The organism is Paucibacter sp. XJ19-41, from assembly GCF_028462495.1.
Taxonomy (GTDB): Bacteria; Pseudomonadota; Gammaproteobacteria; order Burkholderiales; family Burkholderiaceae_C; genus Roseateles_E.
Genome location: NZ_JAQOWX010000047.1, coordinates 28,087 through 40,644 on the forward strand (window position 1 = coordinate 28,087; position 12,558 = coordinate 40,644).

Sequence of the window (12,558 nt, forward strand, 5' to 3'; positions counted from 1 at the left end):
GCACTCCGTCAAGAGACGTGTCAGCCCTCCGGGGCAAAGAACCAGCGCCCCATCAAGGCGCCGTCCTTGCTCCCGAGGAGGACCCGCAGCTCTTTGGTCCGGATGTGATAGCTCGGCCCGCCCCAGCAGGATGCGCCCTGATTGGCCGCCGCCACCGTCCCCGCCCGCAGGGCCGGGACGCTTGTGCGCTTGAACTGGCCATCGTGCAAGCGGCACCAATCGCCGTATTTGTGGATGAACAGAAAGTAGGAGTTCGGTAAATCCACTGCCGAGCCCGCCTCAATGACATTCGCCTCCGGAGCACCGACCGAGCGGAACTCGGGGAAATCTGGCACAGCCAAGCCCGACGCATTGCCAAATGTTGTTTCTGCTGCGAAGGCAAGGCCTGATCCGTAGTCAGTGTCGTCGGACTCTTCCACTGCGGGCATGCCCAGCCAGAACTCGCTGCTCCCATCGGCGGCGTTGCGCTGAGACAGTATCAGCACCGGGCCGGACGGTGTAAGGGCAGAATGCAGGCGGCGGACCTCACCGCCTCGATCCACCAGTTCCAACTCCTCACCGACGATGGCGACATCCCAACGCCGCAGCAGGGCCTCAGGGCATTGCGCGACCGCAGTCGGCACGGCGCTGGCGCAAACCTCCATGGCGCCGTTCCTGAACTGGGCGGTCCAGGCAAAGGCGTCCAGCGGCTGCCCCTGCTTGTCCGCTTTCGAGCCCAGCAGGTTGTAGACCCGCCCCTCCAGTTCCGCCATCTGGCTCACAAAGTGGCGGCCCCCCAGAAAAGGCCGGCGGCCCGTTCCCAGATCAAGCGCGCCTGCGAGAAGGCCACTACCCGGAAACAGGCTGCCTGCTTGCGTTGGATTTACACCGACTTCATCGCGCTCGCGCAACCACAAGTGACCCGTCACATCCACCATGATGTTGACGCGCCGGTCGATCCGATCATTGGTGAATCGCAGGCTTCGCGCGCCCCAAAACGAATACGCGAGTCGATACTGCTCACCGTCCAACCCGAAGACCACGTAGCGCCCTTCTTCGCTGTTGACGTTGGCCTGTCGATGCTCGGCACGGTTGTTGGCCGGGGACATTTCCCCCGGCGCAAACACCTCACTGCTGAGGAAATTGGTCTCTTCTCGGTCGATTTGGCGCGGCCGGTAGCGCGCCACCAGCGTGAGCCTGGCCCCCTTGGGCAGCCGCTCCAGCTTGATGCGCTCGCCCACCTGGGTCGGACACTGGGCACCTGCACTGGCGCTGCAGCTGGCACCCAGCCAGCTCATGCCCGAAGCGGCCATCTGCTGCCACTCGATATTGCGCGCCTCTTCCGGCCCGTCATTGCTGAGTGTCAGCTCATAGCTCAATACCTCGGCCCCAGCTTCGACGGAAACTACCGGCGCCTTGACGGCCACACTCAGGTCCGCCGCATAGGCCTGCAGCTCCTGACGCCAGCTGCCGCCGCCCGTATCCGCCGTGGCGCGCATCGACCAGTTGTTGCTGACCCGCCCGCTGAAGCCCGGCGCGATCCGCAAGCGCTGCTGCACACGCAGACTGGCCCCCGGTGCCAGCTCAGCGATCTCCAGGCTGCCATCCGGACGCACGGCACAGGGCGAGGGCGCCCCCTCGCAACTCAGCGGCAAATGCAATACATGGCTGCCGGCCTCGACGGCCAGCAAGACCTGACGCGCGGCGGCGGTCCCGCTGTTGCGCAGCGTCAGCCACTGCGTCTGCACGGCGCCACTGGGGACCAAGGTCACCGCTTCAGAGGTCGCCGACCCGATCTCCAAGCGTGCGGCCGGCTTTGGCCCGGCTTCGCCACCGCCACCGCCACCACCGCCGCAAGCCATCACCACGGCCGCGCAGGCAAGCCCGGCCGATACCGTCCCGATACGGTTGTTCATCTTCTTCTCTCCCTGACACCTCGTTATGGCCGCCGATTCTATCGAAGGGGTCGAAGGCTGATCGCGCAACAGGACGCCCGATCTGCGAATGACCTCGGGTGCGGATCGTTGCGGCCAAAAGGCCGCCAGAGCGGGAGAAGAGCCCGGCGGCGCTGTGAAGCGCGCCCCAAAACCATAGCACCAATTGCTATACTTATCGCCATCATGTCCCGCAAGAGAGTGTTCAAGACAAAGTCTTTTGACCACTGGGCCAAGAAGGTGATTTCAGACTCGCTGCTCTGCTCGGCGGCCCGGGACATAGAGCAAGGTCGCTATGAGGCGGATCTGGGTCATGGCGTCTGCAAGAAGCGCATCGCCATCCCCGGCCAGGGCAAGAGTGGTTCGACGCGCACGCTGGTCGCGAAGCAGCACCCGCAGGCCATCGTGTTTCTTGTCGGCAGGGAGAAAAGCGCGCCCGGACCGGACTTCCCGGATGTAGTGGTCGCGGCCGCTCAGGCCATCGCCGAGGATCTGCATCGTTTGCAAGCTGAACAACTGGACATGCTGGCCGCCGATGGCAAGCTGAAGGAGATTTGCAATGCCCAGGAAGAACAGTGAAGAAGCCCGCATGCTGCAGGAGCTGCTGGAAACGGCGGAGGACCTGAACGGCTACGGCCTCATGTCCAAGCCGAATATGGCGAAGATCCGGGGGCTCTGCGAAGAGCCGCCCGAGTACACGCCCGAGCGCGTCGTCTCGATCAGGACCGGCATCGCCAAGATGAGCCAGGCCGTATTCGCATCCTTTCTGAACGTCAGCGTCTCCACCGTCCAGAAGTGGGAGTCACCGGCCGCGAACAAGCATCCCAGCGGTGCGGCGGCCAAGCTGCTTCAGCTGGTCGAAACCAAGGGGGTTGAAGCGCTGATTGCCTGAGACGCGCTCAGCGCAACATGCTCGACATCGCCGACAGGCTGTTGAGCATGCGTACCGCAGCCTCGACGGTCGGGGCCTCGAAGGCCAGCTCGTCGCCGCCCAGGCGGCGCAGCGTCGGCCATTGGCAGAACAGATCGGCCAGCGCCGTGCTCTGGGTCTGCAGGCGCACCGTGACGGGGCCGCTGATCACGAAGGGCTTGGCCTTGGGCTGCGCCAGCGCGCTCTTGACGCCCTCGCGTATCGCCGCGCAGGCCGCGCTGGGCGACAGGCTGACGCCCGTGCTGAAGCCGTGGGCACGCTTGGTCTGCACGAAGACCGTGTCGGGGAATAGCGCGCGGTGCTCGGCGATGAAGACATCATCGCCGCTGGCCATCGCGACCGGCACGCCGTACTCGCCGGCCAGCGCGCCATAGATGCCCATCTCGCCGAGCTCTTGCTCGTTGAAGAACACACGGGCGAAGGCGAAGCTGTTGATCGTGTGGGCCAGCACGCCCGGTCCCTGCGCGCGGCCGTGATAGCCGATCATGCAGACGGCCGTGACCCCCGCCTCCTCGACGCCGGCCACCATGCTCAGATAGCGGGGCTTGCCCAGCACCGCCTGCGCACGCGCATCCAGCAGATCGGGCAGCAGATTGCGAAAGCCGCCGTGCGAATCGTTGACCAGCACCTCGGTGGCGCCGGCCTCGAAGGCGCCGGCGATGGCGGCATTGGCCTCGTCCGTCATCAGGCGGCGGGCGCGCTCGTACTCGGGGTTGCCGGCGCGGGTCTGCTCGGGATGGAAGACGCCGGCGACGCCCTCGATGTCGGTGGAGATCAGGATCTTTTTCATGAACGGGTCTTCAGCAGATCGGACAGGGCCGCACGGTGGTGGCCGGCGCGGCCGGTGACGGCCTGGGCGCGGAACAGCGCATGCAGGATGGCTTGCTCGGTACTGTCGGCGGCCGCCTGGAACAACTCGTCCAGGCGCGCGTCATGCAGCAGGGCCACGGCGGGCATGGGCCGCAGCGGATCCTGCGGCAGGGTATAGGCGGTCGAGAAGGCCAGCGCGATGTCGCCGCTGCCATGGCCGAACACCGAACCCGTGCGCGCCAGGCCGGCGCCGGCGCGCAAGGCCAGCCGGCGCAGCTGGCGCGCATCGAGCGGCGCATCGGTGGCCAGCAGCATGATGATGGAGCCCTTCTCGGGGCCGCTATCCGTCTGGCTCTCGGCGCCGGCCTGCAGGTCGCCGAGCAACTGGCCGGCCACGGTCAGCTGCTCGGGCCGGCCGTAGTTGGCAAGCACCAGGGCGCCGACGGTGTAGGGACCGGCGCGCCGCGACGCACTGCCGATGCCGCCCTTCAAGCCGAAGCACGACATGCCACGGCCGGCACCGACCGAACCCTGTTCAAAGCTCGCGTCGGCCGCGGCCAGCGCCTGCAGATAGTGGGGCTCGGTGATGGCCAGGCGCTGGATGTCGTTCAGGTAGCCGTCATTGCACTCGAACACCAGCGGGTTGACGGTGGGCAGGCGGCGGCCGGTCTCGGGATTGGCAGCGATGCAGGCGCGGATCTGCGCCTGCGCCAGCGCGGCGACCGAGAAGGTATTGGTCAAGGCAATCGGCGTCTCCAGAACGCCCAGTTCCTCGACTTGCACCAGACCGATGCTCTTGCCGAAGCCGTTGATCACTGCCGCTGCGGCCGGCACCCGCTCTCGGAAGGGGTCGCCCTGATGCGGGCGCACGACCGTGACCCCGGTCTGCAGATCGCCGTCGTCCAGCGTGCAATGGCCGACCGTGACGCCGGCCACATCGCTGATCGCGTCCAGCGGGCCGGACGGCAGCGTGCCGATGCGGGGCGCTTGCTTCATATCACTTGCGGTCGATCTTCGGGTCGAGTGCGTCGCGCAGGCCGTCGCCCAGCAGATTGAAGGCCAGCACGGTCAGGAAGATCGCCAGGCTGGGGAACAGCGCGACATGCGGTGCGTTGACCATGTCGGCGCGCGCCTCGTTGAGCATCGCGCCCCATTCCGGCGTCGGCGGCTGCGCGCCCATGCCGAGGAAAGAAAGGCTGGCGGCGGTGATGATGGAGGTGCCCAGGCGCATCGTGAAATAGACGACGATGGACGAAATCGTGCCCGGCAGGATGTGGCGCACGATGATGGTCCAGTCGTTGGCGCCAATGCTGCGAACAGCCTCGACATAAGTCATCTGCTTGAGCACCAGGGTGTTACCGCGCACCAGGCGGGCAAAGGCCGGCACGCTGAACACCGAGACCGCGACGACGACGTTGATCATGCTGCTGCCCAGGATCGCGACCACGCCCAGCGCCAGCAGGATGCCGGGGAAGGCGAACAGCACGTCCGAGATGCGCATCACGATGCGGTCCCACCAGCCCTCGTAATAGCCGGCGAGCAGGCCCAGGGCCGTGCCGATCAGGCCGCCGATCGCGACCGACAGAAAGCCGGTGGCCAGCGAGATGCGCGCGCCCAGCAGGATGCGGCTGAAGATGTCGCGGCCCAGCGGGTCGACGCCCAGCCAGTGCACGGCCGACGGGCCTTCGTTGAGGCGCTCGTAGTCGAAGAAGTTCTCGGCGTCGTAAGGCGCGATCCAGGGCGCGAACAGCGCCACCAGGATCAGGAGCGCGACGAAGAACAGCGCGGCCATCGCCACATGCTGCTTGCGGACCTTGCGCCAGAACTCGGTCCAGGGCGTGCGCACGCCCTCGGCCTTGACAGTGGGGGGTGAGGTCGTGGTGCTCATATCACTTGTAGCGGATGGTCGGATTGATATAGCCATAGAGCAGATCCACGATCAGATTGATCAGGATGAATTCCAGCGAGAACAGCAGCACCAGGGTTTGGATCACCGGGTAGTCGCGCTGCGTCACCGAGTCGACCAGCAGACGGCCCAGGCCCGGCCAGTTGAAGACGGCCTCGACGACGATGGAGCCGCCCAGCAGAAAACCGAACTGCAGGCCCATCATCGTGACCACCGGGATCAGCGCGTTGCGCAGGCAATGCTTGGCGATGACCTTGCGCTCGTTCAGGCCCTTGGCCCGCGCGGTGCGTACAAAGTCTTCCTGGATCACCTCGACAAAGGAGGCGCGGGTGAAGCGCGCCATCACCGCCGCCACCGCCGCGCCCAGGGTCAGCGAGGGCAGGATGTAGTGCTTCCAGCTGTCGGCGCCCACCGTCGGCAGCCAGCCCAGCTGGACCGAGAAGATCTGCATCAAGAGCATGCCCAGGGCGAAGGCCGGGAAGGAGATGCCCGAGACCGCGATGGTCATGCCCAGCCGGTCGGGCCACTGGTTGCGATAGACGGCCGAGACGATGCCTATGGTCATGCCGAAGATGACGGCCCAGGCCATGCTGCTGACGGTCAGCAGCAGCGTCGGCATGAAGCGCTCGGCGATCTCGGTGGCGACCGGGCGGCGCGTGCGCATCGAGGTGCCGAACTCGCCGGTCAGCATATGGCCGAAGTAGCTGACGAACTGCTCGTGCAGCGGCTTGTCCAGGCCCAGCTCCTGGCGCACCAGGGCCACGGTCTGCTCGTCGGCATCCTGGCCGGCCGCCAGCCGCGCCGGGTCGCCGGGCAGCATGTGCACGAACAGGAAGACCAGCACCGCGACGATCAGCAAGGTGGGGATCAGCCCCAGCAGCCGTTTCAAGAAATAGTTCAGCATGATGGCAAAGGCCAGTCAGAGAGAAGGCCCGCGCCGCCTCGGACGAGGGGCGCGGGCGGGCACGACCATTACTCGGAGATTTACTCGGAGACCGCGATCTCGGTCGAGTTGATATTGCCGTCAGGCATCACGAAGATGCCGGACAGGCGCTTGGCCGTCGCGTACAGGTTCTTCTCGGTGACCAGGGGCGCCCACGGCGCGTCCTTCATCAGCTGTTCCTGGGCGGTGCGATAGAACTGGGCCTTCTCGCCATCGTCCACCGACTTCAGCGCCTTGGCGATCGCATCGTCCACCACTGGGCTGCTGTAGTAGGAGGCGTTGTTCAGCTTCGGCGGCCAGGCTTCGGTGGACAGCAGCGGACGCAGGGCCCAGTCGGCCTCGCCGGTCGACGAGGACCAGCCGGCGTAATACATGCGCACCTTGGCGGTCTTCGGGTCCGGCGCGTTCTGCACCCATTCGACGCGCTGGCCGGGCTCCAGCGCCTGGACCTGCACCTTGATGCCGACCTGGGCCAGCTGCTGCTGCAGGAACTGGATGGTCTTCTGCGCGGTGGTGGTCGTGTAGGCGCTCCAGATCACCGACTCGAAACCGTTCGGATAGCCGGCTTCCTTCAGCAGTTCGCGGGCCTTCTTCGGGTCATAGGGCCAGGGGGCCATCTTGTGGGCGTACAGCACGCCATTGGGCACATAGCCCTCGGCCGGCACCGCATAGCCGTTGAACGCGACCTTGGCCAGCGCTTCCTTGTTGATCGCGTAGTTGATGGCCTGGCGCACCTTCAAATTGTCGAAGGGCTTTTGCAGCATATTGAAGCTGAGGTAGCGGGTGATGATGGACGGCGCCGTCGTCACCTTCAGCTTGGCGTTCTTTTCCAGCGCGGCGGCCTGCTCGTAGGGCAGCGGCGAGGCGAAGTCGGCTTCGCCGGTCTGCAGCATCGCGGCGCGGGTATTGTTCTCCAGCACCGGCTTCCAGGTGATGCTGTCCACCTTCGGATAGCCCTTGTTCCAGTAGGCGTCGAACTTCTTGCCCTTGACGAAGTCGGTCTGCTTCCACTCGACAAAGACAAAGGGGCCGGTGCCGACCGGGTTGAAGGCAATGTCCTTGTTGCCGTACTTCTTCAGCGCGGTGGGCGAGATCATCGCGGCCGAAGCATGGGCCAGCGAGTTGATGAAGGGGCCGAAGGGCTCCTTCAGGGTGATGCGCACGGTGAGCGGGCCGGTGGCCTCGACCTTATCGATGCGGTTGAACTGGTTGAAGCGGGCCAGCTTGTTTTCCGGGTTCATCACCCGGTCCAAGGTGATCTTGACCGCCTCGGCATTGAAGTCGCTGTCGTCGTGGAACTTGACACCGGGGCGCAGCTTGAACTCATAGACCAGACCGTCCTTGGAGACGGTGTGGCTCAGCGCCAGCACATTGCGCACCTTCAGGTCCTTGTCGAATTCGAACAGGCCTTGGTAGAAGGACTTGGTGACCGCCGTGGTCAGCGTGGTGTTGGTCTGGTAGGGGTCCAGGGTCTCGGGCTGGCCGCCGATGGCCAGCACCACATCCTTGGCGGCCAGGGCCGAGGCGCCGGCGCTCAACAGGCCGGCGGCGAGGAAGCAGCGGCCGAGCGCGCTCATACGGGAGATATTCGTCATCAAGGCAAGACTCCTGTGGGGTAGAGGGGAAGGAAAGTCGATTCGATTCAGTACACGCCGACGCTGTGGCGTGCGACGAAATGGCCGGGCGAGACCTCGACCAGCGGCGCCACCACCGGCTCGTCGCCGACCTGGCGCACCGGGCTGGGGATCTCGCCGCTGAGCAGCTCGCGGCTGCGGCTGCGCCGCGTCGGGTCGGCCACCGGCACGGCGGCCATCAGCTTGCGGGTATAGGGATGCTGCGGGTTCTCGAAGATCGCGCGGCGCGGCCCGATCTCGACGATCTGGCCCAGATACATCACCGCGACCCGGTGACTGACCCGCTCGACCACGGCCATGTCATGCGAGATGAAGAGGAAGGCGATGCCCAGCTCGCGCTGCAGATCCAGCATCAGATTGACGATCTGCGCCTGGATGGACACGTCCAGCGCCGACACCGCCTCGTCGGCAATCACGACCTTGGGGTTCAGCGCCAGCGCGCGCGCGATCGCGATGCGCTGGCGCTGGCCGCCGGAGAACTCGTGCGGGTAGCGCTGCGCCTGCTCGGGCGTCAGCCCGACCTTCTGCATCAGCCAGTCGACCCGGGCCTGGGCCTCGGCGCCCGAGGCGATCTTGTGCACCAGCAGCGGTTCCATGATCGAAAAGCCGACCGTGACGCGCGGGTCCAGCGAGGCGAACGGATCCTGGAAGATGAACTGGATATTGCGGCGCAGGGTTTGCAACGCGGCGGTCGGCAGCTCGCGGATGTTCTGGCCGCCGAACTCGATCGCGCCGCTCTGGCTCTCGACCAGGCGCAGCAGCGAGCGGCCGGTGGTCGACTTGCCGCAGCCCGACTCGCCGACCAGGGCCAGGGTCTCGCCGGGGCGCAGCTCGAAGCTGACCTGCTCGACCGCATGGACACGGCGGGTCACGCGGCTCATCAGGCCGCTGCGCATATCGAAGCGGGTCACGAGGTTCTTGACGCGCAGGATGGGCTCGGCCTCGGCCTTGACCGTGTCCTGCGGCCGCGCCGGCTCGGCCGGCGCGCTGTCATCGGTGCGCAAGAGCTCGAACTTCAGCGGCAGGTCCAGCCCTTGCATCGCGCCCAGCCGCGGCACGGCCGACAGCAGGGCTTTGGTGTAGCGGTGCTGCGGCGCGGCGAACAGCGCCTCGGAGGCGCCCTCCTCGACCTTGTCGCCCCGGTACATCACCAGCACCCGATCGGCCACCTCGGCCACCACACCCATATCGTGCGTGATGAAGACCACGCCCATCTGCATTTCCTGCTGCAGCTCGCGGATCAGCTGCAGGATCTGCGCCTGGATGGTCACGTCCAGCGCGGTGGTCGGCTCGTCAGCGATCAGCAGCGCTGGCTTGCAGGAGAGCGCCATCGCGATCATCACCCGCTGGCGCATGCCGCCAGAGAGTTGGTGCGGGTAGCGGTCCAGCACATTGCGGGCCTCGGGAATGCGCACCAGCTCCAGCATGCGCAGCGCCTCCGCGCGCGAGGCGGCGGCGCTCTTGCCCTGGTGCTCCTGGATGGCCTCGGCGATCTGGTCGCCGGCGGTGAACACCGGGTTCAGCGAGGTCATCGGCTCCTGGAAGATCATCGCGATATCGGCGCCGCGGATGCTGCGCATCGTCGCGTCGCGCGCGCTCGCCAGATCCAGGATCTCACCGTTGCGGCGGCGGAAGGCCATGCTGCCGTTGATGATGCGGCCACCGCCATGCTCGACCAGGCGCATCAGCGCCAGCGAGGTGACCGACTTGCCCGAGCCCGACTCGCCGACGATGGCCAGGGTCTCGCCGCGGTCCACATGGAAGCTGAGGTTCTTGACCGCATCCACCGTGCGCTCGGAGGTCGAGAAGCGCACCGACAGGTCGTTGACGGAGACGACGCGCTGCTCGGGCAGGATCAGGGCGCTGGACTTGGCGGGGGCTTCGAGCACGGAGGTGGACATAGCAGAAGACTGACTCGAGAAGGTTCAGCGGAAGATCGCTGTTTGCGGCTCGGCATCGCCGACCCGCATCTGACCGCGGTACATGCCCTCGGTGTTGAAAGGCAGGCTGACATGGCCCTGGGCGTCGACGGCGATCAGGCCGCCACGGCCTTCGATGGCCGACAGCGACTGCATCACTGCGGCTTGCGCGGCTGCTTCCAGCGACTGGCCGCCATAGGCCATGCGGGCGCAGAGCTCGTAGGCGGTAGCGGCGCGGATGAACATCTCGCCGGTGCCAGTGCAAGACACGGCGGCCATGCGGTTGTCGGCATAGGTGCCGGCGCCGATCAGTGGCGAATCGCCGACGCGGCCGGGCCGCTTGTTGGTCATGCCGCCGGTCGAGGTGGCGGCGGCCAGATTGCCGTGCACATCGAGGGCGACGGCGCCGACAGTGCCGAACTTGCGGCTCTCGTCCAGCGGCGCCGCGCTGTCCGCAGCACCGTCATGATCCAGCACGGTCACCGAACTGGCCTGCGCGCGGTGCAACTGCTCGCGGCGCGCGGCGGTCGAGAAATAGTCGGGGCTGACCATCTCCAGGCCCAGGCCCTGGGCAAAGGCCTCGGCGCCGGCACCGACCAGCAGCACATGCTCGCTGTGCTCCATCACCGCGCGGGCGGCGCGCAGCGGGCGCTTGATGTGGCTGACGCAGGCGATGGCGCCGGCTTTCAGCGTGGCGCCATCCATCACGGCGGCATCCAGCTCATGGGTCTCGGCACTGGTGAACACCGCGCCGTGGCCGGCGTTGAACAGCGGGCAATCTTCCAGCAGGTCGACCGCCAGACTGACCGCGTCCAGCGCCGTGCCGCCCTCGGCCAGCACTTGCTGGCCGGCGCGCAGGATGGTGGCCAGGGCCTCGTGATAGGCCGCCTCTTGTGCGGGACTGATATTGCTGCGGCTCAGGGTGCCGGCACCGCCGTGGATGGCGATGGTGGCTTTCGGGCTCATGGATGCGGTGCTCACTTGGCGGCTTTCTTCTTTGTCGTGATGGGGGCGGTGGCGGTCGCGCGCAGCTTGCTTGCATGGCTGCCTTCCAGCCAGGGCAGCACCGATTCGGTCAGCTGGGTGGCGGCCTGCAGCGAGCCCTTGGCGCTGTGCGCGACGGCGCTGCACAAGGCCTCGATCAGCACCAGCACGCCGGCCTCGGAGTTGGCGAAATACTGGCTGTGGGTCTGGGCATACAGGGCCACCGAGGCCAGCGGCGCCAGCGGCGAGGCCGGGCTGTCGGTCAGCGCCAGCAGCGGCACACCAGCGGCGCGGACCCGGCCGGCCAGCATCACGGTGTCGGAAAAATAGCGCGGGAAGCTGATCGCGATCACCAGGTCCTCGCTCGTCAGCCGGCCCAGCCGGCGCGCCGCATAGGACGAGCTCTCGATGCTGGCCAGCAGCTGCACGTTGTCGCAGTACAGCTCCAGGCTGCGCTGCAGCAGGCCGCCCAGCCAACTGCTGGCGCCGTAGCCGACGATGGCGATGCGGCGCGCCTTCANCATAGGACGAGCTCTCGATGCTGGCCAGCAGCTGCACGTTGTCGCAGTACAGCTCCAGGCTGCGCTGCAGCAGGCCGCCCAGCCAACTGCTGGCGCCGTAGCCGACGATGGCGATGCGGCGCGCCTTCAGGATCGCATCGACCGCCTGGGTGCAGCTCTGCACATCGAGGGCCGCCCGTGTGGCCTCGATATTGCCGGCCATATCGACCAGCGCGCTGTCGAACACATCGGCCACGGTGGCCGGGCTCTCCAGCCTGCTGCGCAGCTTCTCGACCGGCGCCAGCGCGGTCTCGAAGCCCAGCACCAGCGCGGCCCGGAACTGCGGATAGCCCTCGAAGGCCAGTGCCCGCGCGAAACGGTTCGCGGTGGCCACCGACACGCCGACGGTCTCGGCCAGCTCGTCGATGGGCATCGTCGCGACCTTCAGCGGATGGGCCAGCACGTACTCGGCCACCTGCTGATGCGAACGCGTCAGCGACGGCATCGCCCGCGCACTGCGCTGGGCCATCGAGGGATTGCCGGGGACGGTTGTCGCCATCTGCCTGCCGAACGTCCGGGTGGGTTGGCCATCGGAACGGCCGGGATTGATCAATCTGACCCTGATCTGAATTTGATCAAGGATTTTCAATTTTCAGATCATAGCGACATTATTTGATCAATCACAAAGCGATGACAGCCATGTGGGTTGGGGTTTCCACTGATAACCACGGGGGCCGGCGATGCCCTCTCAGCCGCGTGGCGGGCCCTTCAGGCCTTCACGCCAGGCATAGACAGCGGCCTGGGTGCGGTCCTCCAGCTGCAGCTTGGCCAGCAGATTGGAGACATGGTTCTTCACCGTCTTCTCGGCCAGCGCCAGCCGCGCGGCGATCTGGGCATTGCTGAGTCCGTCTGCCACCAGGCTCAGCACCTCGGCCTCGCGCTCGCTGAGCCCGCCGGCCGCCACCGACCCGGCCGCGCCGCGCGGCTGGGTCAGCGCCCGCACCATCGCGCCGGCCAC

General features: G+C 66.7%; 12 protein-coding genes and 1 pseudogene. 2 read left to right on the forward strand and 11 right to left on the reverse strand.

Annotation, left to right across the window (positions count from 1 at the left end; translation table 11 throughout):
- Positions 1–20 precede the first annotated feature (20 nt).
- The gene (locus tag PO768_RS13850) at positions 21–1,895 is read right to left on the reverse strand and encodes a hypothetical protein (protein WP_272646521.1); all 1,875 of its coding nucleotides are present in this window, start codon (positions 1,893–1,895) and stop codon (positions 21–23) included.
- A gap of 204 nt (positions 1,896–2,099) precedes the next feature.
- Between PO768_RS13850 and PO768_RS13855 the strand changes: the two genes are divergently transcribed.
- Positions 2,100–2,492, forward strand: coding sequence for a type II toxin-antitoxin system RelE/ParE family toxin (locus tag PO768_RS13855; protein ID WP_272646522.1), 393 nt, complete (start codon positions 2,100–2,102; stop codon positions 2,490–2,492).
- Positions 2,493–2,502: 10 nt separating this feature from the next.
- Positions 2,503–2,805, forward strand: coding sequence for a helix-turn-helix domain-containing protein (locus PO768_RS13860; RefSeq protein WP_272646523.1), 303 nt, complete (start codon positions 2,503–2,505; stop codon positions 2,803–2,805).
- 7 nt (positions 2,806–2,812) lie between these two features.
- Here PO768_RS13860 and PO768_RS13865 read toward each other — a convergent pair whose 3' ends face one another.
- The 10 genes and pseudogenes from PO768_RS13865 to PO768_RS13910 form a co-directional block, all read right to left on the reverse strand.
- Positions 2,813–3,634 (reverse strand): M55 family metallopeptidase, encoded by an 822-nt coding sequence (locus PO768_RS13865; protein WP_272646524.1) that lies wholly within the window; start codon positions 3,632–3,634, stop codon positions 2,813–2,815.
- Positions 3,631–4,650 carry a DmpA family aminopeptidase gene (locus PO768_RS13870; protein ID WP_272646525.1) on the reverse strand — a complete coding sequence of 340 codons (1,020 nt, stop codon included), beginning with the start codon at positions 4,648–4,650 and terminating at the stop codon, positions 3,631–3,633. Before PO768_RS13870 ends, PO768_RS13865 begins: the two co-directional genes overlap by 4 nt.
- 1 nt (position 4,651) lies before the next feature.
- Positions 4,652–5,542, reverse strand: coding sequence for a glutathione ABC transporter permease GsiD (gene gsiD / locus PO768_RS13875; protein WP_272646526.1), 891 nt, complete (start codon positions 5,540–5,542; stop codon positions 4,652–4,654).
- 1 nt (position 5,543) lies between these two features.
- On the reverse strand, positions 5,544–6,464 hold the full coding sequence (gene gsiC / locus PO768_RS13880; protein ID WP_137941145.1) for a glutathione ABC transporter permease GsiC: 921 nt from the start codon (positions 6,462–6,464) through the stop codon (positions 5,544–5,546).
- A gap of 80 nt (positions 6,465–6,544) precedes the next feature.
- Positions 6,545–8,080, reverse strand: coding sequence for a glutathione ABC transporter substrate-binding protein GsiB (gene gsiB / locus PO768_RS13885; RefSeq protein WP_272646529.1), 1,536 nt, complete (start codon positions 8,078–8,080; stop codon positions 6,545–6,547).
- A 65-nt stretch (positions 8,081–8,145) separates the two neighbouring features.
- Positions 8,146–10,038, reverse strand: coding sequence for a dipeptide ABC transporter ATP-binding protein (locus PO768_RS13890; RefSeq protein ID WP_272646527.1), 1,893 nt, complete (start codon positions 10,036–10,038; stop codon positions 8,146–8,148).
- Between the two features lie 24 nt (positions 10,039–10,062).
- Positions 10,063–11,022: an isoaspartyl peptidase/L-asparaginase family protein gene (locus tag PO768_RS13895; RefSeq protein WP_272646530.1), complete on the reverse strand. Its 960-nt coding sequence runs from the start codon at positions 11,020–11,022 to the stop codon at positions 10,063–10,065.
- Between the two features lie 11 nt (positions 11,023–11,033).
- Positions 11,034–11,564 carry a MurR/RpiR family transcriptional regulator gene (locus PO768_RS13900; protein WP_272646531.1) on the reverse strand — a complete coding sequence of 177 codons (531 nt, stop codon included), beginning with the start codon at positions 11,562–11,564 and terminating at the stop codon, positions 11,034–11,036.
- A 361-nt stretch (positions 11,565–11,925) separates the two neighbouring features.
- A pseudogene (locus PO768_RS13905) lies at positions 11,926–12,099 on the reverse strand (MurR/RpiR family transcriptional regulator); the annotation flags it as partial.
- 189 nt (positions 12,100–12,288) lie between these two features.
- Positions 12,289–12,558, reverse strand: a 270-nt coding sequence (locus PO768_RS13910; RefSeq protein ID WP_272646528.1) for a response regulator transcription factor, incomplete at its 5' end; no start/stop codon positions are given.